Below are 22,695 nucleotides of genomic sequence, written 5' to 3'. Positions count from 1 at the left end.
CCCACGCTCATCGTGCCGGGCCGCGAGCCCGACGTGCTGGCCCGCGCCTTCGCGGGAGAGGCCATCGGCACCTGGGTGCGCGCCGACGCCCGCACCGTTTCGCGCCGCAAGTACTGGCTGGCCTACCAGTCGGATCCGGCAGGCACCGTCACCGTGGACGAGGGCGCTGCCCGCGCCCTGCTGCAGGGCGGCAAAAGCCTGCTGCCCGGCGGGGTGTGCGCGGTGGAAGGGGGCTTCGGCTCCGGCGCGCTGGTGCGCGTTGCCGCGCAGGACGGCACGGTCATCGGGGTGGGACTTTCCAACTACGCGGCGGCGGAACTGCGGCGCATCATGGGCCACAAGCGCCACGAGGTGGCGGCCATCCTGGGTGATGCGCACTATCCCGAGGTTATTCACCGCGACAACCTGTTGCTGGATGCCGTGGTATAGTTGCTAAGTTCCTTTTCAGTGGAATGGGGTTGCGTTTTTCCCTGTTTGCCGCGCGGGCTTTGCAGCGCGGCTGGCTGGTGCGGGGAGGATGCAAGGAATTACGGTTTCTTGCGCCGGGCAAGGAAGATTTGACTTTTTGCGCGGAGCGTACTTGTGTACGTGAGCACAAAAAGACAAATCTGACGCAGCCCGGCGTAAAAAGACGGATTCCGCGAGCAGCATGCCCGCGTCGCACATCGCAAAAGCGAATTCTGCTCTCGATCACCCGCTTCGCGCGAGGATTTCACCACACCGTTTCGCTGCCAGGATGGAACCCCGCATGACCGTACACGCACCGCACGCCACGCCCCCCTGCATCCTGACCATCGCCGGGTCCGATTCCGGCGGCGGCGCGGGCATCCAGGCAGACCTGAAGGCCATGATCGCCCTCGGCGGCTTCGGCATGAGCGTCATCACCGCGCTCACGGCCCAGAACGGCCTTGGCGTCACCGGCATTCACGCCCCGGACGCGGAGTTCGTGGCGCTGCAACTGACCACCGTGCTGGACGGCTTTCCCGTGGCCGGAGCCAAGACGGGCATGCTGTTTTCCGCGCCCATCATCGAGGCCGTGGCCGACGTGCTGGACGTCCGCAAGAACTTTCCGCTGGTGGTGGACCCGGTGTCCGTGAGCCAGAGCGGGCACCGCCTGCTGCGCGAAGACGCCGTAGAGGCCCTGGTGCGCCGCGTGCTGCCCCTGGCCGACCTGCTGACCCCCAACCGGCCCGAGGCCGAAATGCTGGCGGGCATGGACATCACCACCGAAGGCGACGCCCGCGAGGCGGTGCGCCGCATCCTGGCCATGGGGCCGAAGGCGGTGCTGCTGAAGGGCGGCCACTTCGAGGGCAGCGGCGACCTGGTGGACTGGCTGGGCCTGCCCGGCACCGCGCCGAACGGCGCACCGGAGATCATCGCGCTTTCCCAGCCCCGCGTGGATACCCCCAACAACCATGGCACCGGGTGCACCCTGTCCGCCGCCATCGCCACCTGTCTTGGCCTCGGCATGGACCTGTTGCCCGCCGTGCAGCGCGCCCAGCGTTACCTGAACCTGTGCCTGCGCGAAAGCTACACTCCGGGCCGGGGCTTCGGCCCGCCCAACCATGCCGCACCCCTGACCCTGCGGGAGTTCTAGCGGGATTGCCGACAGCCCGTCATCCGGCCCGGCGTCGGCGTTTTCGCCCGTTCAGTCTGGCATGGCTGGCCGTCGGCACGTCAGCACGGTTCCAGATATTCGGGCCGCCCCTTCCGGGCGGCCCTTTGCATTTTCATGGTAGGGGCGGCATTGTCCGGCGGTGTTTCCCGTCTGGCCATCGGAGCCCCCCCCTGCCTGCCGGCTTGGAAATATCATGGACCTGGGGTAGGCTTTGCCCGGCGCTTCGGCCTTCGCACGGCCCGAAAGCCTCGCCTGGACCCGCTTCGATCACGTCCGGTCCCATCGTGCGCCCTTCCGCCCGCATCCGGCGCCACCCCGAACGCCACCACAGGACCACGCATGACCCCGACCCTGCCCACGTTCCACGCCCCCGCAGAGCGCTCGCCCGACGCCGACCTGCTGCGCCAGGCCGGGCTGTTCCGCGATCCCACCCTGATCAGCCTGCTCGATTCGGTGACGGACATCGTGCTGATCCTGAACCGGCACCGCCAGATCGTCTTCGTCAATCGCAACCTGCTGGAACTGCTGTCCCTGTCCGACGGCACCAATCTGCTGGGGCTGCGCCCCGGCGAACTGTTCCACTGCGAGAACGCCTGTGAAGGCCCCGGCGGTTGCGGCACGGCGGACGGGTGCCGCGAATGCGGGGCGGTAAAGGCGGTGCTGTGCGCCCTGGGCAACGAGCGCAGGGTGGAGGAATGCCGCATCACCCAGCGCAAGGGCGACGACGTGCTGGCCTACGACCTGAAGGTCTGTGCCACGCCGTTCGACCGGGACGGAGAGCGATTCATCATTTTCGCCATCAACGACATCAGCCACGAAAAGCGGCGCCGCGCGCTGGAACGCATCTTTTTCCACGACATCCTGAACACGGCGGGCGGGCTGCGCAACCTGGCCCAGATGATCCTGGAAGAAGTGCCCCTGGATCTGCGCGGCGACACCATGCTGCTGCACCGTTTTTCCAACGCGCTGGTGGAAGAGATCGTCACCCAGAAGCTGCTGCTGGCCGCAGAGACCGACGAGTTGCCCGTGGACCCGCATCCGGTGGACGGGGTGGAACTGCTGCGCGACGTGGCCAACCTGTACGCCGGGCACGAGGCGGCGCGGGGGCGCGCCCTTACCGTGCTGTCCTGCGTCGCGGACTCGGCCATGGTCACGGATTCCACGCTGCTGGGCCGGGTGCTGGGCAATCTGGTCAAGAACGCGCTGGAGGCCACCCCCGAGCAGGGCGAGGTGGTGCTTGGCTGCGACTGCGACGGCGAGTGCGTCACCTTTAGGGTGCGCAACCCCGGCTACATCCGGCCCGACGTGCAGCGCCAGATATTCCAGCGTTCGTTTTCCACCAAGGGGGCGGGGCGGGGCCTTGGCACCTACAGCATCCGCCTGCTGACGCAGAACTACCTGAAGGGCCGGGTGGGCTTTGAAACCTCGCCTTCGGGCGGGACGGAATTTCGGGTCTGCCTGCCGCGCAATGCCTTCAACGGCATGGAGCCCGATATCCCAGATGCGCCCGGCGACACGCGCGACGGCGTACCGGGCCTTGCACCCACGTGGGCGCGCGAGCAGGGGCAGGCCCCCGGCGAAGGCCCGCTGTGGAACGACAACGGCGAAGCGCGCGGGCGCGACGCAACAGCATGGGGGAGCGATGACGCAGCCGCTACGCGTGCTGGTCGCTGAGGACGACGCCGTTGGCGCGGCCCTGTTGTGCGGGCTGCTGGTTCGCGAGGGACATGTGGTGATCGGCCCCGCCGCCATGGGCGAGGAGGCCGTGCGCCTGGCCCGCGACGAGCGGCCTGACGCCGTGCTCATGGACATCTGGCTGGCTGGAGACATGAACGGCGTGGAGGCCACCCGCGCCATTACCGCGGATTTCGACATTCCGGTCATTCTGGTTACCGGCGCCACCGAGGCCACGGACCACGAACTCATGGAACAGGTGGCGGGCAGCGGCGCGCTTGGCTTCATGTCCAAGCCGGTCACCGGCGACGCCCTGCGCATGAACCTGCGCATCGTGAGCCATCATACCCGCCTGCATGCCCGGCTGCGCGACAGCGAGCAGCGCTACCGTTCCATTTTCGACAACGCCGTGGTGGGCATCTACATGGCGGACCCGGAAGGGCGCTACCTGGTGTCCAACCGCGCCTTTGCCGAAATGCTGGGCTGGTCCGGGCCGGGCGATCTTGTTTCCGGCGTGCGCTCCATGGACGCGCAGATCTACGAGGCCCCGAGCCGACGGCAGGAACTGCTGGCCCGTCTGCGGGCCGAAGGCACGGTGACGGGCTTCGTCTCGCAGGTATACGGCCGCGACGGCGACCTGTTGTGGGTGTCGGAACATTGCACCGCCGTATACGACTGGGCGGGCGAACTGCGGCACTACGAGGGCATCGTGATCGACGTCACCGCCCGCATCGAGGCAGAGCAGCGCTGGCGTACCACCCTTGGCATCCTGCGCAGCACCATCGACGCCATGCCCGACCATGTGGTGCTGCTGGACCTGGAGCGCAACGTGATCATGGCCAACGCTTCGTGGGTGCGGCAGATGTGCGGGCCGGGTCATCCGGAAGCGGCGGCACTGGCGGACATGGCGGGGCAGGAGGATGGCACGGTCATGGTGCGCTGCCCGGATTGCGTGTCCGAGGACGGCGGCCCCACGCCCCTCGACCGGTTTCTGCGCGAGGGTGGGCTCCAGTCCGGCCCCGTGCGCCTGCTGCCCGGCGGCGAGCCGTGCGTGTGCAGCGTTTCGCCCTACCGGGCGCCGGACGGCACGGTCATCGGCGCGGTACTGGTACTGCGCAGCGATGGGGACGGGTGCCTCACCGCTTCCGAAGGGCCTGCCGTCCGGGCGGACATGGCCGGACGACGGGGGGTATGATGCGCAAGCATCAGTTCGCCAAGATCGACTGCAACTGCACGCGCCGGGCCACGCATCTGAAATGCGTCTTCTGCGGGGTGATGGAATACCGCAGCCTGGATGAGGCGCGCCGCATGAGCCTGGGCCAGGCCGAATGCCAGCACGCGGACGCGCCGCAGGTGCCGCCCCAGGAAAAGTTCCGGGCCATGATGGGCGGCACGCTGGACTGCCTGGCCCCGGACTACGATACCCATTTCAAGCCGGATTAGGCAGGACTGGGCAGGGCTGGGCTGAGCTGGGCAGGACGGGCCAGGAGGGAAAGGGGCCGAACATCTGAGCATGGCTGAACCGGACTGAACTGGACTGAACCGGACTGAGCCGGACTGAGCCGGACTGAGCCGGGCCGAGGGGGGACGGCCTTTCCGTCTCCCACCGTACCGCCTCCAGCCGGTTCGTCCCCCGTCCCGCCACGGCCATCTGGCGTTTTCACCGCTGCCCCGGCGTCTTCGCCTTCCCCCCTCCCGATAATGAACTGCCGCTCATCCCGGTGCCTGCCGGGCTGGCATTTCGCCTCGCCTGCCTCGGTCGCGCCAGCCCGCGCAATTTCCCTTTCCGTATACCGACAAATGCCCCGGGACGGGCGTCCGTTCACCCCTCGGGCCATCGTGTTGTATCCATAGTTTCCTGCCCGGATGACAATGCGCACTCATGGTGCGTGTGCCGGATATCTTGTCGACACTGTCGCGCAGGGCAATGCCTTGTTGCGGCGGCAGGCTGGGTACTGTGTCATGGTGTGCGCAGCCGCACAAACTATAACATCGGCTCATGACGTGGACGCAATGCCATCATGGTGGCAAACTTGCTGCATCGGTGCGGGGGGGCGTTGATGGCGTGCGATGGCTTTTGGGTCGGAGCGGGTAAGTCCGGAACGATAGTTCTTATTTTCACGATCTAAACGTCCAGTTGTTTTTTCCGATATGGCAAGTAGGATCATTAGTTCTACCGCGCGCACGGGGGTGCGCGCGGAATCACCCAGATGGGGGGCATGATGGGCATTCGGCAAAAACTCTTTCTCCCTTTCGCACTGTCGGTTCTGTTGCTGGGCGGCGGCGCATACTGGTTTCTGGCGGACGAACTGACGGACCTGAAGGGGGTCTTCATACGCCAGATGGCGCGGGCCAAGGCCAACGAGGTGAGCCAGTCGGTGGAACTGCTGGCAGCGCAAGCCCTGGAACAGGCCGCGCTGTTTTCGCAATTGCCGGAAGTGCAGGCGGCCTACGCCACGGCGCTTTCCGGCAAGATAGACGATGAAAAGGATCCCATGGCGCAGCAGGCGCGTGAAGCCCTGCGCCACGAGCTTGCCGCGCACCTTGCCTCGTTCGAGGCGGTGACGGGCCGCAAGTTCAAGCTGCATTTCCATCTGCCCAACGGGCGCAGTCTGGTGCGGCTGTGGAGCAAGAAGCAGATCAAGCGCGACGGGCAGGACATCGACGTTTCCGACGACATTTCCTCCTTCCGCAAGACGGTGGTGGACGTGAACCGCACCGGCCAGCCCATGAAGGGCATCGAGGTGGGACGCGGCGGCTTCGACATCCGCGGCGTTTCGCCGGTCAAGGGCGCGGACGGCAAGCAGATCGGTTCGGTGGAAGTGCTCATCGAGTTCGCGCCGTTGCTCAAGATCGCCTCCAGCGCCGAAGGCGAGGACGTCCTGCTGTACATGAACGCCTCTCTGGGGTCGCTGGCCCAGGGCATGAGCGATACGACCAAGTACCCGCGCGTGGGCAACGACTTCATCTTCGCCGCGGGCAATCCGCAGATTCCCGCCGCCGCGCTGGTCACCCCGCAACTGCTGGCCGCCGGAAAGGCCGGGCTGAGCACCGCCGAGGGCGGCGATACCGCCCTGGTGGCCTTCCCGGTCAAGGATTACCGGGGCGAGCAGGTGGGCGTGTTCGTGCACACCTCGAACATCAGCGGGGCCACGGCCATCTTCGAACGCTTCTCGGGCATCATGCTGGGGGCGCTGCTGGCGCTGCTGGTGGTGCCGGGCGTTGTGTTCTCCGTGCTGGTGTCACGCTTCGTCACCACGCCGGTGTCGCGCGTGGTGGCGCTTATCCGCGACATCACCGAGGACCGCGCCAACCTGAACGACCGCCTGAACGACGCGGGCCGTGACGAGATCAGCCAACTGGCCCGGTGGTTCAACCGGCTGATGGGCAAGATCGAGGACATCCTGTGCTCGGTGGAAGGCTACAAGAACGTGGTCAACGCCATTCCCGACCCCGTGTTCGCCGTGGACGACGACTACAACATCATCCTCGCCAACACCGCCGTGGCGCGCATCGCCGGGGTGGACGACGGCGAGAAGGTGCGTGGCCGCAAGTGCAGTTCCATCTTCAACGCCTCCATCTGCGGCACCTCCAAGTGCCCCATCAACCAGGCCATGCAGCGCGGCGGCCGGTACGAGGCGGACATCGTGGAGCTGAACATCCTTGGCCAGACCCGCTTCGTGCGCCCCTACGGCGACATCGTGCGCGACTGCCACGGCAACAAGGCCGGGTACCTGGAAGTTGCCAGCGACGTTTCCGAACTGGTGATGAAGGAACGCGACCTGCACGCCCACATGGAGCGCATGGAAAAGGTCAACGCCGAACTGGTCTCCGTGGCCGGGCAGGTGGCCGACGCCACCGGGGCCATCGAGAGCCAGACCGAAGGCGTGATGCGCGGCACCGAAAACCAGCGCGGGCTGATCACCGAATCGGTGACCGCCATCGAACAGATGAACGCCACCATCATGGAGGTGGCGCGCAGCGCCGCCAACGCCTCGCGCCAGGCCGACAGCGGCCAGGCCCGTGCCCAGGAAGGCGCGCGGGTGGTGGACGAGGCGGTGACCGCCATCGGCCAGGTCAGCAACCTTACCGGCGTGCTGCGCGGCAACCTTGGCGAACTGGGGCGGCAGGCCGAGGGCATCGGCCAGATCATGAATGTGATCAGCGACATCGCCGACCAGACCAATCTGCTGGCCCTGAACGCGGCCATCGAGGCGGCCCGCGCCGGGGATGCCGGGCGCGGCTTTGCCGTGGTGGCCGACGAGGTGCGCAAGCTGGCGGAAAAAACCATGAACGCCACGCAGGAAGTGCGCCGGTCCATAGAAACCATCCAGTCCGGGGCCACGCGCAACATCGCCAGCATGGAAGAGGTGGCCGGTGCCGTGGACAACGCCACCTCACTGGCGGGCCGTTCCGGCGAGGCGCTGCGCGAGATCGTGGCGCTGGTCAACGACACCTCGGCCCAGGTCACGTCCATCGCCACGGCGGCAGAGCAACAGTCCGCCGCCAGCGAGGAGATAACCCGCAGCGTGACCCAGGTCAGCGACCTGTCCGACGACACCGCCCGGCGTATGGAAGAAGCGGCACGGGCCATCAACGATCTTGGCGCGCTGGCCGCGCGCCTGCGCGAGATCGTGCAGGGCTGACGCCCGCGCGATGCATGATGCAACACGGCCCGCTCCCGCAAGGGGGCGGGCCTTTTCGCGTCCTGGGATTGGGGAGCCCCGGGTGTCTCGGACACCTTGGACACCTCGAGCGGCGCGGAACGGAAGAGTGCGGCCCGGCGTGCGTGCCTGAACCGGACGAGTCTGAACCGGACGTGTTCGGGTCAGACGCAATCGGGATTGCACCAATGTCCGTGCGTGGTCGGCAGTGGCGATGGGTGCATGGTTGCCGTTCGTGGTGGCGTCCACAGTGTGTGGTGAGTGCCCATAGGAGTGAACGGGCGGGAGCGATCGCGTTCGTGTCATGACAGCCTTGCGCTGTCTTTCGTTGCCTTGGGCAGCGTGGCGCGGCGTAGGGCGGCGCGGACCGTCCTGGGTAAATAATGGTGGTGCGTGGCCGCACGGAGTGGACTATTGTTGACACCAGTTGATTGTCGGTGCTAGTCCGACGAAGAGATGGGCGCAGGCCGGAATATTCCGGTCTTCCCGACGGACCATGCGGGGCCGCCATGCGGCGCCGGGGGAGGCATGGCGGGTGGCTGCCCGCCGCGAGAGCACGCGGCGTACGGCCGATTGCGAGTGCCGGATGGTGGGTGCACAGCGTGCCTGCAGGGCACGGGGTGCGCCAGTAAGCGCCGAAGCGGGCCGTACGCCCGCAGAGTCTGCATGTGCCCTGGGCGCCATGCATGCGTAAGGACGCGCGAATGGCCAAGACCACCTTCACCCTTGCGGAAGCGGCGGATCTCCTGAGCTGTCACAAGGAGACGCTTCGCCGCGCCATCAAGGACGGCACGTTGCGGGCTGCCCGCCTGGGGCGCGGCTACCGCATCTCGCGCAGTGACCTGGAAGCCTTCTGGACCGCGCAGGGCGGCGGCGCGCTGTTCGGCGACGGAGAATCCCCGGCGGATGTGCCGCCCGCGGAACGACCGGCGCCGAGCAAGGCGAAGAAGCCGGAAGGCCCCCGACAGCTAACCCTTCCCACATCGTGAGGAGGCGCGCATGGGTTCGGACATGACCTGCAGGGCGATGGAAGACATTTCGCTGCGCAACGACGCGGGCCACGATATCGCGTTCAAGGGGCGCCTGTTCTCCGAATGCTCGTGGTACGACGACGAGACCGGCGTGCTTACCCGCCAGAAGCTCTACGTCACCGAAGACAACGAGCAGATCTACTACATCGTCTCCGGCAGCGGAGCCGCGCGCAGCCGCCGCGCCTACCGCCTGCGCGTGGAGGGTGACCGCTGCGTCATCAACAACGGCGCCTGCGACATGTCCATGCAGCTCGACATGCTGCTGCTGGCCGTGCGTGGCCTGTGCGGGCTTGATGCCGCCCCGTCCGACGCGGCCCTGCTGGCCAGCGTGGAAGAGACGCTGAAAGCCGCCAACGGTTAGGGTCGGCCATTCCTCTGGCGCGAATTTCGTGCGCGCACCTTCCGGCAGGGGCCGGAGGGTGCGCGTTTCGCATTTTTTGGGGCGCGCGCGCCCGCTCGGGCAGGCGCGGATGGGGCTGCGGGCAGGGGCCTTAGTGTCCTGCGCGAGGAGATGCATCGCTCCGGCGCCCCCATGTCCCGCGCGCGGGTGAAACAGCGGGGCATCCCGCCTTGCATGCCGTGGCGCGGCAGGGTGTCCCGGCGGAAAACCCTCGCCCCTCATGGTTCCGGATCCGCCTTTCTCCGGGGTTGCCTTTTTCGAGTTATAATGTTCCTGTAACAATGTACGGGTATCCTTATGACGACAGTGTCCGGATCTGCGCCGGACACCATGGAGGAAAACCATGGCATTGACCAAGCAGTTCCTGAAGAGCAGGCCCGCCTGCAAGGTGAAGTTTCGCCTCGAACCCGACGAGGTGGGACAGGCCACCGAAGTCTACATCGTGGGCGAATTCAATGATTGGGACGAGCGGGCCACCCCCATGCGCCGCATGAAGGACGGCGGCTTCACCGCCGAGGTGGAGTTGGAGACCGGACGCGAATACCGCTTCCGCTACCTGCTGGCTGGTGGCGCTTCCGGCTGGCTCAACGATGGCCGGGCCGACAGCTACGAGTATTGCCCCTTCGCGGGGACCGACAATTCGCTGGTCAGCGTGTAGTGACATCCTGATCCGGGTCCCCCGGATATCGCCTCGGCAGGGCCACCCTTGCTTCGCCGGTGCGCCGGGTGGTCATGCCGTGCGCCTGCCGTCTCCTTCTCCCTCGCCTCGCCCATGCCGTCCGGGGGGGGGGCCGCGCGTGACCGGCGGCCAGCCCCGCAAGGCTACTGCACGCCCGCGCGCTCCGTGGTCACGCATCCAACACAACGCGTGCCTTTTCGTGGATGCTGTCGCTTCGCCCCGCCGGGAAGTTCCCGCGATGACGGCGATGTTTCACGGCTCTCCTTGTCAACCTCCCGAAACGGTTATATCATTGTTGCAATGAGCCAGCCGGGGGGCGGGTCGCCGCGAGCATGCAGGGGCGGAAGGTCCATGTCGCAAACCGCAGCGCAAAGCATCAGGGATTTCGACCTGCTCGAAATGCCCATGGAAGGGGTGGCCGCCTACTGGCTTTCCCTGAAGAAGCTGGTGGGCAACCGCCGCAACTTCAAGGGCGTGGACCAGGAGGCGGAGTTCACCTCCGAGCCTTTCGTGCGGCATCTGCTGGAAATCGCCTTCAGCGGCGACATGGGCGAAGACCGAGTGCGCCGTTGTGCCGCCGCACGGGGTGACCTGTTGCGAGGCGAACTGAACCGGCGGCTGGACCTGATGCGCGTGGCCGTCCTGGACGTGGCCGCGGGCGAAAACCCCCTGCGCACCATGGCCCGCATCGCCGCTCTCTATCCCGTCCCACCCATCACCACCGAAAAGGCACTGGGCTACGCCCAGGAACTGTTGCGTCAGGCCGGGGAAAAACCCCCCGCCGAACGGTTCTTCGACGTGTCCCACCGCTTGCAGGACGACAGGCTTGTCGTGGCCCTGCTGTTCTACGTCCTGCTTTCCCGCCACCATGGCAGAATGGCCTGCCGTCCCTTCCTGGAGCATCTGGGCTCGCGCTTTTTTGCCGACGGCATGGCGTTGGTGGCCGATGGATTTGACGCGCCCTTCGTGCGCAAGTGGCTGAAGAAGCACAAACAGGTGTTGCTGGACGACGTGCGCGACAAGATGTCCATGTCGGTTGAACTGGCCTTGGGCATCAAGGCCCGGCTGGGCTACGACGACGTGTTTCGCATTGCGCGTTCTTACATGCGCTAGGGGCGGGGGCGCATAAGCCAACGCAGGGGGTGGATCATGGCGGGCAACGGCGGGGGCGGTGCGCAACGACCAAAGGCCCGGCTGTTGCGCCTTGTCCAGGGGGCCGCGCTGGGGCTTGGCGCGCCGCTGGGCTGGCAGGCGCTGCGCTGGCTGTTCGATCTCACGCCCGTTCACCCCGACTATGAACTGTTGCTCAACGTGTACATGGCCGTGGGCGGGGTTCTGGTGTTCGCCGTGTTCGGCTACCACCTGGGCCGCAAGGAACAGCGCCTGGAACGGCTGACCCTGGTTGACCCCCTGACCTCGCTGTACAACCGCAGGCATTTCGAGCTGATGCTGGAAGCAGAGTTTGCCCGGCACCTGCGCGACGGAACCGATCTTTCGCTGCTCATGCTCGACCTGGACCATTTCAAACAGGTCAACGATACCTGGGGCCACCAGGAGGGCGACCAGGTGCTGATGACCCTGGCGGGCATTCTGCGCGCGGGCCTGCGCGCCCAGGACGTGGCCGCGCGGGTGGGTGGCGAGGAATTCGCCGTGATCATGCCCGGCGTGGGCGGCGCGGGTGCCCTGGCCGCCGCCGAACGGCTGCGCGTCGCCGTGCGCGACGGCATTTTCCTGGTGGGGCCTGGCACGCGCATTCCGGTGCGCATTTCCATCGGCGTAGCCAGCACCGAACGGCTGGCAGTCACCGGTCCCACGGAACTGTTCCGCCTGGCGGACGATGCCCTGTACCGGGCCAAGGGGCTGGGGCGCGACCGGGTGGAACCCGGATGGCCGGGCGGTGTCGAGGGCCAGTTGGATACCTCCTGAGGTCGGTCCGGTTTCCTTGTTCTGCCCGCATGGCCTCTGCTGGGTCGTCCGATGCCTGCGTGGTCCCGGTTGCCATGACGCCGCGAAATGTTCATGGTACAGGGCTGCGGGGTGGTGGCGCATTGCACGGACCCGCGCGGTTCTGCCCGCGCCGTCCCGGCCTTGTGCCGCACCGGACCATTTCCGCCATGCCGGGCACATGCCGGGCACATCCCGGCCACACACGGCCACACACGGTCGCGCACGGCCACGCCCCAGCTTCGCCCCAGACTCGCCAGCCATGACATCCCCCTACGGAGGAATCCCACGCATGCAATCCCACGGGTTCGAGCTCGTTTTCGAGCGCACCGTCCATGAACTGAACAGCCGCATCCGTCTGTGGCGCCACGGCGTTACCGGCGCGCAACTGCTTTCCTGCTGCAACGCCGACGAAAACAAGGTCTTTGGCGTCACCTTCCGCACGCCACCGTCCGACTCCACAGGGGTGGCCCACATCCTTGAACATTCGGTGCTCTGCGGGTCGGAAAAGTACCCGGTCAAGGAACCCTTCGTGGAATTGCTGAAGGGCTCGCTGCAAACCTTCCTCAACGCCTTCACCTACCCGGACAAGACCTGCTACCCGGTGGCTTCGGCCAACCTCCAGGACTTCCGCAATCTGGTGGACGTGTATCTGGACGCGGTGTTCTTTCCGCGCATCACGGAAGAAATCTTCCGGCAGGAAGGCTGGCACATCGAGGCCGACGCGCCGGAAGGCCCCTTTGCCTACAAGGGCGTGGTCTACAACGAGATGAAGGGCGTCTATTCCTCGCCGGAATCCATCCTTTCCGAGCAGTCGCAGCAGGCGCTGTTCCCTGACATCACCTACGGGCTCGATTCCGGTGGCAACCCGGAACACATCCCGGACCTGACGTACGAGCAGTTCGCCAATTTCCACGCCACCTACTACCACCCCAGCAACGCCCGCTTCTTCTTCTGGGGCGACGACCCGGAAGAGGACCGGCTTGCCTGCCTGGCCGCCGTGCTGGCGCGCTTCGACCGCATCGAGGCGGATTCCGCCGTGCCCTTGCAGCCCCGCTCGGACACGCCGCGCATGCTCGAAATTCCCTACGCCGCGTCAGAGGGCGACGACCGGGGCATGGTGACCATGAACTGGCTGCTGTGCGAAACCGCCGAAGTGGAACGCAACTTCGCCTTCGAGATGCTAGAGCACATCCTGCTGGGCCTGCCCGGCTCGCCCCTGCGGCGCGCGCTGATCGAATCGGGCCTGGGAGAGGACGTTGCGGGCGTGGGCCTGGAAAGCGATCTGCGCCAGATGTACTTTTCCGTGGGGCTCAAGGGCATAGAGCCCAAGACCGCATCCGACGTGGAAATGCTGATCATGGAAACCCTGGCCGATCTGGCGGAGGACGGCCTGCCCGCCGACGCCGTGGAAGCCGCCGTGAACAGCGTGGAATTCGCCCTGCGCGAGAACAATTCCGGTCGCTACCCGGTGGGGCTTGCGGTGATGGTGCGCAGCCTGACCACCTGGCTGTATGACGGCGACCCGTTGGCCCTGCTGCAATGGGAAGCGCCGCTGGCGTCCATCAAGGCCCGCATTGCCTCTGGCGAACGGTACTTCGAAGGGCTGATCCGCGAATGGCTGCTGGACAACCAGCATGTGGCCACGGTGCTGCTGACCCCGGACCGCAAGTTGGCCGACCGGCGCGAGGCCGCCGAGGCCGCCGGGCTGGAGGCATACCGTCAAGGCCTGCGCCAGTGCGAGCGCGTGGCCCTGGTGGAGGAAACCCGCGCCCTGCGCAGTCTGCAGGAAGCCCCGGACAGCCTGGAAGCCCTGGCCACCATCCCCGGCCTGAAGCTGGAAGACCTGCCGAAGGAAAACCGGCCCATTCCCAGCGAGGACCGGCAGGCGGGCGCGGTGCCCGTGCTGTTCCACGATCTGGACACCTCGGGCATCGCCTACACCGAAACCACCTTCGACCTTTCCGCCGTGCCCGCGCGCCTCGTGCCCCTCATTCCGCTGTTCGGGCGCGCCCTGTTCGAAATGGGCACCGCGCAGCGCGACTTCGTGGACCTTGGCATGCGCATCGCCCGCAAGACCGGCGGCATGGACGCGGACACCCTGTTCGCCACCACCCTGGGCGTTCGCCAGCCCGTGGCGCGGCTGGTGGTGCACGGCAAGGCCACCCGAGACAACGTGCCCGCGCTGTACGACCTGCTGTCCGAAGTGCTGTTGGAGGCGAAGTTCGACGACCGCGAGCGCTTCCAGCGCATGGTGCTGGAGGAAAAGGCCCGGCAGGAGCACGTGCTGGTGCCCTCCGGCCACGGCATCGTCATGGCCCGGCTGCGCGCGGGCTACAACGCGGCGGGCTGGCTGGACGAGGCAACCACCGGCGTGTCGTACCTGACCTTCCTGCGCACCCTGGCCGAACGCATGGAAAAGGACTGGGACGGCGTGCTGGCCGACCTTGCTGCGCTGCGCGGCCTTGTCCTGCGCCGTTCCGGCTGCCTGATGAACCTTACCGCCGATGCCGAGGTGGCGGGACTTGTGTCCGGACCGGCTGCCACCCTTGCCGCCGCGCTACCCGATGCGCCTGCCCCGGCCCAGACCGACGGGTGGCATCCCGAAGGCGTTGCGGCAGAGGCCGAGGCGCTGGTCATGCCCGCCCAGGTCAACTACGTGGGCAAGGCGGCGGATCTGTACGGCCTTGGCTACACCTACCACGGTTCGGCCAACGTGGTGTTCAAGCACCTGCGCATGGCCTTCCTGTGGGACAGGGTGCGCGTGCAGGGCGGGGCGTACGGCGCGTTCTGCGCCTTTGACCGGGCCAGCGGCCTGCTGACCCAGGTTTCGTACCGCGACCCCAACGTGGCCGCCACGCTGGACGTGTATGACGCCACGGCGGACTATCTGCGCCGCGTTTCGCTGTCGCCCACGGAGCTGGCCAACGCCATCGTGGGCGCCATCGGCGACGTGGACAGGCACATGCTGCCCGACGCCAAGGGCTCCGCCGCGCTGTACCGCAGCCTGGTGGGTGACACCGACGCGGCGCGCCAGCAGATGCGCGACGAAATCCTGTCCACCACCAACGACCACTTCCGTGCCCTGGCCGACGTCATGGCCGAGGCGGCCCGCACGGGCCGGGTGGCGGTGCTGGGCGGCGCGGCGCTGGAGCGCGTGGCGGGTGAGAAGGGGTGGCGCGTGGAGCGCGTCCTCTAGACCTGACTTGGCCTTTTGTCCGTTGACTCCGGTCGGTAGTCAACGGACGAAAATCCTGCGTCAGGAGTTCCGGTCAGGCCGGTCCGGTTTCCGTCGCCCCACCAGCACAACGGCCCTGTTGCGCTGGTCGGGTACACGGTATAGGAACAGCCAGACCACGCCCCACATCGCGAGGAGACCCATGAAGCAAGCCATAGACGTGTTTCACGAGTACATCGCCCGCAACGGCCTGAAGGTCACTCCGCAGCGCATGCTCATCGTAGAGGTGTTCATGGGCGCGGGAGGACACCTGACCACAGAGGAACTGTACGAACGGGTGAAGGCCACGGATCCGTCCGTGGGGCAGGCCACGGTGTACCGCACCATGAAGCTGCTGTGCGATTCCGGCCTGGCCAAGGAAGTGCACTTTGGCGACGGGGTGGCCCGCTACGAGCAGAAGTACGGCAGCAAGCACCACGACCACCTCATCTGCGAAGCCTGCGGAGAGAATATCGAGGTGCTGGACGACGAGATAGAGCGGTTGCAGGAGGACCTGGCGCGTCGCCACGGCTACGTGCTGACCTCGCACCGCATGTACCTGTTCGGGGTGTGCGGCAAGTGCCGCTCGGACGGCAAGCGCCGTCCCGCGCGCGAAGACTGAGCGCCGCTCCGGCCTTCCGCCGTTTCCTTCGCCAGCGCATTGCCGGTCGCCAGACCGGTCATGCATCCGCATCAAACCGCATGATCACGGGCCGCCCCTTGGGGCGGCCCGTTTGCGTTGCATACCCATGGAGGCAGCCCGGTGTGGAAACTTGAGTTTTCACTGAAAACACAGGTTTCCACCAGTGCTGGCGGGTAAAAGTTGTAACATGCTTGAATAGCTTGCCATGTGCTCAGGCCGTTGTTTGGCACGCCTCTTGATTAAGGGGGCGTGCACGCCCTCCGCACTGCCGGCGGGGGCGGCAAACCGCAAGGAGGAGCACCTTAGCATGGCAACCAACGACAGCAACGTCGTCGTCGACCACGGGCACTCGCGCCTGTCCGACCTGTGGACCAAGGAAGACTTCTGGGCCATCTGGCTCGGCTTCGCCATCATCATCGCGGGCATCTGCATCTACCTGCTGAACCCCCCGGCGGAATACGGCGATAAGATCGCCAAGGCCAACGCCGTCATGGCCGCCGAGGCACAGCGTGCCCCGTTCAAGACCATCGCCTACTACAAGGCCCAGGACGACAAGGCCAAGGTAAAGGCCATGGACAGCCCCACCGGCAAGGCCGTTTCCGCCTTCCTGAAGAAGCCGGGCGGGTGGAGCAGCAATCCGCTTGATTCCTTTGTCGTCAGCAAGGAAGCCGCCGACGCCAAGGCCGCCGCCAACGCCGAAAAGGCCGTGGAAGCCAAGGCCAAGGCCGATGCGGCCATGGCCGCCGCCGTGACCGCCGAGACGGCCGCAGCCAGCGCCGCCTTTGCCGACGCCAGCCTGAACGACGGGGCCACGGCCAAGATCGCCGAATGGCGCGCCGCCGCCGCCAAGGCCAAGTCCGCCGCGGACAAGGCCAAGTCCAAGCCCGTTAACCTGTTGACCAGCCTGCCGCTGCTCATGGCGGGCATGGGCCTGTTCTTCGCCATCGGCATGAAGTTCATGGGCAAGTCGGTGCCCGGCTTCCTGCTGGGCTTCATCGGCGTGTTCGTGGTGGCGTGCCTTGCCACCATGATGGGTGGCCAGGCGACCATGAAGTACTGGGGCATAGGCACCGAAGCCTGGGCCATCATCATCGGCATGCTCATCGCCAACACCGTGGGCACCCCCAAGTGGATCAAGCCCGCCCTGGAAGTGGAATACTTCATCAAGACCGGTCTTGTGCTGCTGGGCGCCGAAGTGCTGTTCGACAAGATCATCGCCATCGGCATTCCCGGCATCTTCGTGGCCTGGGTGGTCACCCCCATCGTGCTCATCAGCACCTTCATCTTCGGCCAGCGCATCCTGAAGATGGAATCCAAGACGCTGAACGTGGTCATCTCGGCGGACATGTCCGTGTGCGGCACCTCTGCCGCCATCGCCACCGCTGCCGCGTGCCGGGCCAAGAAAGAGGAGCTGACCCTCTCCATCGGCCTTTCGCTGGTGTTCACCGCCATCATGATGATCGCCATGCCTGCCTTCATCAAGGCCGTGGACATGCCGCAGATTCTCGGCGGCGCCTGGATGGGCGGCACCATCGACGCCACCGGCGCGGTGGCCGCGGCTGGCGCCTTCCTGGGTGAAAAGGCCCTGTACGTGGCCGCCACCATCAAGATGATCCAGAACGTGCTGATCGGCGTCACCGCCTTCGGCGTGGCCGTGTACTGGTGCACCCGCGTGGAATGCCGCGAGGGGCATTCCGTGGGCGTGGGCGAAATCTGGCACCGCTTCCCCAAGTTCGTGCTGGGCTTCCTGGCTGCGTCGATCATCTTCTCGCTGATCAGCGGCAGCCTTGGTCCGGACATGGGCAAGGCCCTGCTTGACCAGGGCGTGCTGAAGGGGCTTACCGCCTCGGCGCGTGGCTGGTTCTTCTGCCTTGCCTTCACGGCCATCGGCCTTGCCACCAACTTCCGCGAACTGGCCCACTACTTCAAGGGCGGCAAGCCGCTCATCCTGTACGTGTGCGGCCAGAGCTTCAACCTGGTGCTTACCCTGACCATGGCCTACATCATGTTCTATATTGTGTTCCCCGAGATAACCGCAAAGATCTAGGGGACATGACGGAGCCCGCCCCAATCCGCGGGGGCGGGCTCCACCTTCCGGGAGCCTTCATGCAACAACAGTTGGGTCATACCTTCATCGGGCGGCTTGCCGCCCTTGGCGTTTCCGTGGCTGTGCTGTGGGCGCTGTTTTTCGTTGTCGGGCCGCGCGTTGTGGCGCAGCTGCCCGCGTTGCAGCACTATGGCGAGGTTCAGGACATCTATGGCATTCGCAGCGGTCAACTGTACTACACCGACGTTGAGATGTCGCAACAGGCGGAGATCAACTCTCGCTCAACCTGGCGTTTTACCCCCACCGGACCCACGGGGGCCGCGAAGGCTGGTCGTGACGGCGGGCACGGGGCGGGCAGCCCGGTCGGCAAGCCCGTGGCTGCAGGACCCGCATCTGGGGCGTCTGGCGGTGTCGGCGTGACTGGCGCGGCCAACTGAGGTCTTGGCGTCGCCAGCTTTCTGCCCATGGCTTTTCGAGGAGAGCCTGCGCAACCGACACGCCCGCTGCATCCGCTGCGTCCGGCATGTCCGTGCGTTCCGGCGGTCCCCGGTGTTCCTTGACGGGGTTCATGGCGGCGGCTAGGCTGGAGCATCCCCACATCCCAACGAGGCGGCCGGTGCCTCCGGTCGTTCCCGCGCATGTACATTCCCAAGCCGCACACCCTCCAGCACAAGTTCCTTGCCGGTCTGGCCGTTGCGGTCATCGGCCTGGGCGGACTGTTCGCCACGGTGCTGTACATGCACCTGCGCACGGTGCTGGAAGAAGAGGTGCACGCCAAGGCCCACCTGGTATTCTCGCAGATCGACGCCATCCAGGGCTTCGTGCGCGAGGCGCTGCGCCCGCGCATGATGGAAACCCACCCCGGCGAATTCATCATCGAGGCCATGTCCTCGTCGTACATTTCGCGCCAGGTCATGGATCGCATGGACAGCGACGGCACGGGCCACATCTACCGCCGCGTGGCCATGGGCGCGCGCAACCCGTCCTTCGAGGCCACCCCCCACGAAAGGGGGCTGATCAGCCACTTCCGCCTGCATCCGGAACAGTCGCTGTGGACCGGCTACGACACGGTGGGCGGCAAGCAGTATTACGTCATCGCCCGTCCGGTGGCCTTTTCCGCACCCTGCATGGTCTGCCATGGCGACCCGGCGGACGCCCCGCCGCAACTGGTGGAAATGTACGGTGACAGGGGGTTTGGCCAGGAACTGGATGGCATTGCCGGGCTGGACTACGTGGGGGTGCCCGTTTCCGACGCGGTGTCGCACCTGCGTCAGTCCATTACCACCTATTTCGCCTTTCTCATCGTGTGCGCGCTGATCTTCTTTTCCTCGGCCAACGTGGTGTTTCGCGTGCTGGTGGTGCGCAACCTGCGCCGCCTGACCGGGGTGTTCCGCCGTACTTTGGGAGAGGGGCCCGATGGAGCGGAGGGGGGAGACGGACCGGATGGAGCAGGCGGGGGCGACGGCGTAAACGGGGGCGTCAGGCCCGCCGCGCTCATCGCGCGGCTGGAACAGGGCGACGAGATCGAGGAGCTTGTGGACGGCATAGAGCAGGTGGCCCACCACCTGGCCGACGCCCGTGCCCGCCTGCAAAGCTACGCCGACAACCTGCGCCAGATGGTGGACGAGCGCACCGCAGAGCTTTCGCGCGAGGCAGGCGAGCGCCGCGCCGACGTGGACCTGTTCGTGAAGCTGTTCGAGGACATGCGCGGCCTGCGCACCCGCGACAAGCTGTGGCGCTACGCCCTGCCGCAGATCGCCCGGCGCTTCGGCGCGCGCCGCATCGCCTACGTGTGCACCTTTGCCTCGCACAATTTCTACGCCTGGCCGGAACGCGACCGGCGGCCCGACCTGCCCGTGCCCCTGGCCGATGTGCTGACCGGCGGGTGCGCCCTGCTGCGCGGGGCCAGCATCTTCGTGCCGGTGGAAGCCCAGGCCGGAGCAGCGGAAGGTTTGCTGTGCCTGGAATGGGACGATGCCGACGACGCGGCGCGCCAGAACCTGGACGTGCTGGCGGCACTGGGGCGGCAGCTTGGCACCGTGGCCGAAAACCTTTCGGCCTTGGACCGGCTGGTGCGCCACATGGACGTGCTGCAATCGGTGTTCGAGGGCATCCGCGAACCGCTGGCCCTGGTGGACGGTTCCGGTTCGGTGATCATCGCCAACGAGGGGGCACGGCGGCTTTCGCTGGAGCTTTCCGGCGGTTCCGCGCCCTCTGGCGACCTGTTGGCCGCCCTGGGTGGCGGCGTCGGAGGACGCCTGCCCGGTGCCGGAGCCAGTGGAACCGGCGGATCTGGTGGGGCCGGTGCGCCAGGCCAAGCCGCTGAAATCGGCGGAACTGGCAAACCTGGCGGAGTTGCTGAAACTGGAGCCTCCGGACGTTCCATGACCGCCTCGACCCTCCCGGCACAGGGGCCGCAATCGCGCGAGGTGGTGCTGCCCGGCGGGCGCTCGTTCATGGTCAATCTGTACCCGCTGGCGCGCGGGGCCGACGAGCCGGGCCGCGCGGCGGTCTACGTGCGCGAGACCACGCTGGAAAAGCGCATGTTCGCGCAGGTCAGCCAGAGCGAAAAGATGGTCACCGTGGGCAAGCTGGCCGCAGGCCTCGCCCACGAGATCAACAACCCGCTGGGGGTCATCCTGTGCTACGCCGAACTGCTGCGCCGCAATACCGGCGATGCCCAGCAGCAGGCCGACCTGGACGTGATATTGCGGCATACCCGTCAGGCCCAGCGCGTGCTGCGCGACCTGCTGAACTTTGCCCGGCCCAAGGCCGCCGGGGTCGCGCCTTCGGACATCGCCCGGGTGGCGCGTTCGGTGGCAGAGGTCTTTGCGGTACAGGCGGCCAAGAAGTTCGCCTCGGTCACGGCGGAGACGGAGCCGGACCTGCCCCCGGTGACGGCGGGCGAGCAGGCCCTGGAACAGATTTTCAGCAACCTCGTGCTCAATGCGCTGGACGCGCTGCCCGCAGCGGGCGATGGCAGGGTGCGCATCCGGGTGCGGCGGGGCGAAAATCCCGGCGAGGTGGTGGCCACCGTGGCCGATTCCGGCACCGGCGTGCCCGAGCATCTGCGCAAGGACGTGTTCGATCCGTTCTTCACCACCAAGGAAATGGGCACGGGTCTCGGCCTTGCCGTGGTCTACGGCCTGGTGGTGGACGCGGGCGGCAGCGTGACGGCGGGCGACAGCGCCGAACTTGGCGGCGCGGAATTCACGGTGCGCCTGCCGGTGGTGGGGGCCGTTTGTCCCACATCGCCTGCCGGGCCCACATCGCCCGCTGGCCCCATGCCGTCCGCAGAACCCGTGCCGGTGTTCCCGCCCATTCCGGGCGCGGTGCAGCCCAATCCCCCGTTCAACCCCGAATCCGGCCCGGATGCCGGTCAGGCGGCGCACGGCGACGCCCCAACCCGGGAGGAATGATGCCCCACCGACCGCACGTGCTTATCGTGGACGACGAACCGGACTTCGCCCGGGGGCTTTCGCGGCTGGCCACCGAACTGTTTCCCGGGGTGGAGGTGGCACAGGCGTTTTCCGGCGCGGAGGCACTGGACTGCCTGCGGGCGCAGCGCGTGGACGTGCTGCTCACCGACCTGCGCATGCCCGGCATGACCGGCCTGCAACTGGTGCCCATGGCGCTGGAGCAGGATCCGGACCTGAGCGTGGTGGTGCTGACCGCGCACGGATCCATTGAAACGGCGGTGGAGGCGTTGCGCGCCGGGGCATACGATTTCGTGGCCAAGCCCGTGGAGCCGGACCAGTTGGCCCGCGTGCTGGGCAAGGGGCTGGAACGCAGCCGCCTGCTGGCGGAAAACCGCCGTCTGCGCGACGTGGTTTCGCTGGGCACCGGAAGGGACGACCTGGTGGGGCAGGGGCACGCAATGCAGGCCCTGCGCCGCACCATCGCCACCGTGGCCCAGTCGGACTACACGGTGCTGGTGCGGGGCGAATCGGGCACCGGCAAGGAAATGGTGGCCCGCACCATCCATCGGCAAAGCCAGCGCGCTTCCATGCCTTTTCTGGCCGTGAACTGCCCGGCCATTCCGGAACACCTGCTGGAGAGCGAACTGTTCGGCCATGTGCGCGGGGCCTTCACCGGGGCGGAACGCGATCGCAAGGGGCTGTTCGCCATGGCCGACGGCGGCACCGTGCATCTGGACGAAATAGGCGACATCTCCCAGGCCATCCAGACCAAGCTGCTGCGCTTTCTGCAAGAAGGCGAAATCCGCCCCGTTGGTTCCGGGCGCACGGAAAACGTGGACGTGCGGGTGGTGGCCTCCACCAATCAGGACCTGGAGGCGCGCATGGCCTCGCGCGAATTCCGCGAGGACCTGTTCTACCGGCTCAACGTGGTCACCATCCGGGTGCCCCCCCTGCGCGAACGGGTGGAGGACATCCCTCTGCTGGTGGTCACCTTTCTGCGCAATGCCTGCGACGAACTGGGCCTGCCGCAGAAGACCGTGGCGCCGGATGTGCTTGATCATCTGGCCGGGCGCGACTGGCCCGGCAACGTGCGCGAACTGCAAAACGTGGTGCGCAGGCTGACCCTGTTCAGCGGCGGCGATGTGCTGGGCATGGATACGGTGCGCCATGTGGCGGCAGGCGGGCATGGCCGTACGGGCGACTGGGTGCGGACGCGGCAGCCCGTGGTGGGCAGCTCTGCCGGTTCTGGCAATCCTGGCAGTTCCGGTACGGCGGGGTTTGCGGCCACGCCGGGGGATGGTCAGGCTGCGGGGCAGGGCGGTCCGGTGGCACCCGGTGGAACGGCGTCGGGCGCGACAG

17 protein-coding genes are annotated in these 22,695 nt (G+C 66.9%); all 17 read left to right on the top strand.

Features of this window, described 5'->3' with window-relative positions:
- Window positions 1–429, top strand: a 429-nt coding sequence (locus FVW27_RS05785; protein ID WP_341806094.1) for a PUA domain-containing protein, incomplete at its 5' end; no start/stop codon positions are given.
- A gap of 319 nt (window positions 430–748) precedes the next feature.
- A complete protein-coding gene (gene thiD / locus FVW27_RS05780) occupies window positions 749–1,597 on the top strand; it encodes a bifunctional hydroxymethylpyrimidine kinase/phosphomethylpyrimidine kinase (protein WP_167123510.1) in 849 nt (282 codons plus the stop codon).
- Window positions 1,598–1,957: 360 nt separating this feature from the next.
- Window positions 1,958–3,292 carry a PAS domain-containing sensor histidine kinase gene (locus tag FVW27_RS05775; RefSeq protein ID WP_167123508.1) on the top strand — a complete coding sequence of 445 codons (1,335 nt, stop codon included), beginning with the start codon at window positions 1,958–1,960 and terminating at the stop codon, window positions 3,290–3,292.
- Window positions 3,279–4,487: a PAS domain S-box protein gene (locus tag FVW27_RS05770; RefSeq protein ID WP_341806093.1), complete on the top strand. Its 1,209-nt coding sequence runs from the start codon at window positions 3,279–3,281 to the stop codon at window positions 4,485–4,487. Before FVW27_RS05775 ends, FVW27_RS05770 begins: the two co-directional genes overlap by 14 nt.
- The gene (locus tag FVW27_RS05765) at window positions 4,484–4,735 is read left to right on the top strand and encodes a hypothetical protein (protein WP_424991847.1); all 252 of its coding nucleotides are present in this window, start codon (window positions 4,484–4,486) and stop codon (window positions 4,733–4,735) included. Before FVW27_RS05770 ends, FVW27_RS05765 begins: the two co-directional genes overlap by 4 nt.
- A gap of 779 nt (window positions 4,736–5,514) precedes the next feature.
- Window positions 5,515–7,938 carry a methyl-accepting chemotaxis protein gene (locus tag FVW27_RS05760; RefSeq protein ID WP_167123511.1) on the top strand — a complete coding sequence of 808 codons (2,424 nt, stop codon included), beginning with the start codon at window positions 5,515–5,517 and terminating at the stop codon, window positions 7,936–7,938.
- A 722-nt stretch (window positions 7,939–8,660) separates the two neighbouring features.
- Window positions 8,661–8,945, top strand: coding sequence for a helix-turn-helix domain-containing protein (locus tag FVW27_RS05755; protein ID WP_167123504.1), 285 nt, complete (start codon window positions 8,661–8,663; stop codon window positions 8,943–8,945).
- Window positions 8,946–8,955: 10 nt separating this feature from the next.
- On the top strand, window positions 8,956–9,348 hold the full coding sequence (locus tag FVW27_RS05750; RefSeq protein ID WP_167123502.1) for a hypothetical protein: 393 nt from the start codon (window positions 8,956–8,958) through the stop codon (window positions 9,346–9,348).
- 382 nt (window positions 9,349–9,730) lie between these two features.
- On the top strand, window positions 9,731–10,045 hold the full coding sequence (locus FVW27_RS05745) for an isoamylase early set domain-containing protein (RefSeq protein ID WP_167123500.1): 315 nt from the start codon (window positions 9,731–9,733) through the stop codon (window positions 10,043–10,045).
- A 372-nt stretch (window positions 10,046–10,417) separates the two neighbouring features.
- Window positions 10,418–11,179, top strand: a complete 762-nt coding sequence (locus FVW27_RS05740; RefSeq protein ID WP_167123498.1) for a hypothetical protein — start codon at window positions 10,418–10,420, stop codon at window positions 11,177–11,179.
- Between the two features lie 36 nt (window positions 11,180–11,215).
- Window positions 11,216–11,992: a GGDEF domain-containing protein gene (locus FVW27_RS05735; protein WP_167123496.1), complete on the top strand. Its 777-nt coding sequence runs from the start codon at window positions 11,216–11,218 to the stop codon at window positions 11,990–11,992.
- A 310-nt stretch (window positions 11,993–12,302) separates the two neighbouring features.
- The gene (locus FVW27_RS05730) at window positions 12,303–15,209 is read left to right on the top strand and encodes an insulinase family protein (protein WP_167123494.1); all 2,907 of its coding nucleotides are present in this window, start codon (window positions 12,303–12,305) and stop codon (window positions 15,207–15,209) included.
- 181 nt (window positions 15,210–15,390) lie between these two features.
- Window positions 15,391–15,849: a Fur family transcriptional regulator gene (locus FVW27_RS05725; RefSeq protein WP_167123492.1), complete on the top strand. Its 459-nt coding sequence runs from the start codon at window positions 15,391–15,393 to the stop codon at window positions 15,847–15,849.
- Between the two features lie 328 nt (window positions 15,850–16,177).
- Window positions 16,178–17,917, top strand: a complete 1,740-nt coding sequence (locus tag FVW27_RS05720; protein ID WP_167123490.1) for a YeiH family protein — start codon at window positions 16,178–16,180, stop codon at window positions 17,915–17,917.
- Window positions 17,918–17,976: 59 nt separating this feature from the next.
- Window positions 17,977–18,354, top strand: coding sequence for a hypothetical protein (locus FVW27_RS05715; RefSeq protein WP_167123488.1), 378 nt, complete (start codon window positions 17,977–17,979; stop codon window positions 18,352–18,354).
- A gap of 201 nt (window positions 18,355–18,555) precedes the next feature.
- Window positions 18,556–21,336 (top strand): c-type heme family protein, encoded by a 2,781-nt coding sequence (locus FVW27_RS05710; RefSeq protein WP_167123486.1) that lies wholly within the window; start codon window positions 18,556–18,558, stop codon window positions 21,334–21,336.
- Window positions 21,336–22,695: sigma-54-dependent transcriptional regulator (locus FVW27_RS05705; RefSeq protein WP_243838237.1), on the top strand; the 1,360-nt coding region annotated here is incomplete at its 3' end. The genes FVW27_RS05710 and FVW27_RS05705, both read left to right, overlap by 1 nt.

It is taken from the genome of Nitratidesulfovibrio liaohensis (assembly GCF_011682075.1).
GTDB lineage: Bacteria > Desulfobacterota > Desulfovibrionia > Desulfovibrionales > Desulfovibrionaceae > Cupidesulfovibrio > Cupidesulfovibrio liaohensis.
This window is presented reverse-complemented; position numbering and strand designations above follow the sequence as displayed.

Excerpts from the sequence above, each read along its gene's own strand:
- thiD (WP_167123510.1), top strand. The coding sequence starts at position 749 with ATGACCGTACACGCACCGCACGCCACGCCCCCCTGCATCCTGACCATC.
- FVW27_RS05775 (WP_167123508.1), top strand. The coding sequence starts at position 1,958 with ATGACCCCGACCCTGCCCACGTTCCACGCCCCCGCAGAGCGCTCGCCC.
- FVW27_RS05765 (WP_424991847.1), top strand. The coding sequence starts at position 4,484 with ATGATGCGCAAGCATCAGTTCGCCAAGATCGACTGCAACTGCACGCGC.
- FVW27_RS05760 (WP_167123511.1), top strand. The coding sequence starts at position 5,515 with ATGGGCATTCGGCAAAAACTCTTTCTCCCTTTCGCACTGTCGGTTCTG.
- FVW27_RS05755 (WP_167123504.1), top strand. The coding sequence starts at position 8,661 with ATGGCCAAGACCACCTTCACCCTTGCGGAAGCGGCGGATCTCCTGAGC.
- FVW27_RS05750 (WP_167123502.1), top strand. The coding sequence starts at position 8,956 with ATGGGTTCGGACATGACCTGCAGGGCGATGGAAGACATTTCGCTGCGC.
- FVW27_RS05745 (WP_167123500.1), top strand. The coding sequence starts at position 9,731 with ATGGCATTGACCAAGCAGTTCCTGAAGAGCAGGCCCGCCTGCAAGGTG.
- FVW27_RS05740 (WP_167123498.1), top strand. The coding sequence starts at position 10,418 with ATGTCGCAAACCGCAGCGCAAAGCATCAGGGATTTCGACCTGCTCGAA.
- FVW27_RS05735 (WP_167123496.1), top strand. The coding sequence starts at position 11,216 with ATGGCGGGCAACGGCGGGGGCGGTGCGCAACGACCAAAGGCCCGGCTG.
- FVW27_RS05730 (WP_167123494.1), top strand. The coding sequence starts at position 12,303 with ATGCAATCCCACGGGTTCGAGCTCGTTTTCGAGCGCACCGTCCATGAA.
- FVW27_RS05725 (WP_167123492.1), top strand. The coding sequence starts at position 15,391 with ATGAAGCAAGCCATAGACGTGTTTCACGAGTACATCGCCCGCAACGGC.
- FVW27_RS05720 (WP_167123490.1), top strand. The coding sequence starts at position 16,178 with ATGGCAACCAACGACAGCAACGTCGTCGTCGACCACGGGCACTCGCGC.
- FVW27_RS05715 (WP_167123488.1), top strand. The coding sequence starts at position 17,977 with ATGCAACAACAGTTGGGTCATACCTTCATCGGGCGGCTTGCCGCCCTT.
- FVW27_RS05710 (WP_167123486.1), top strand. The coding sequence starts at position 18,556 with ATGTACATTCCCAAGCCGCACACCCTCCAGCACAAGTTCCTTGCCGGT.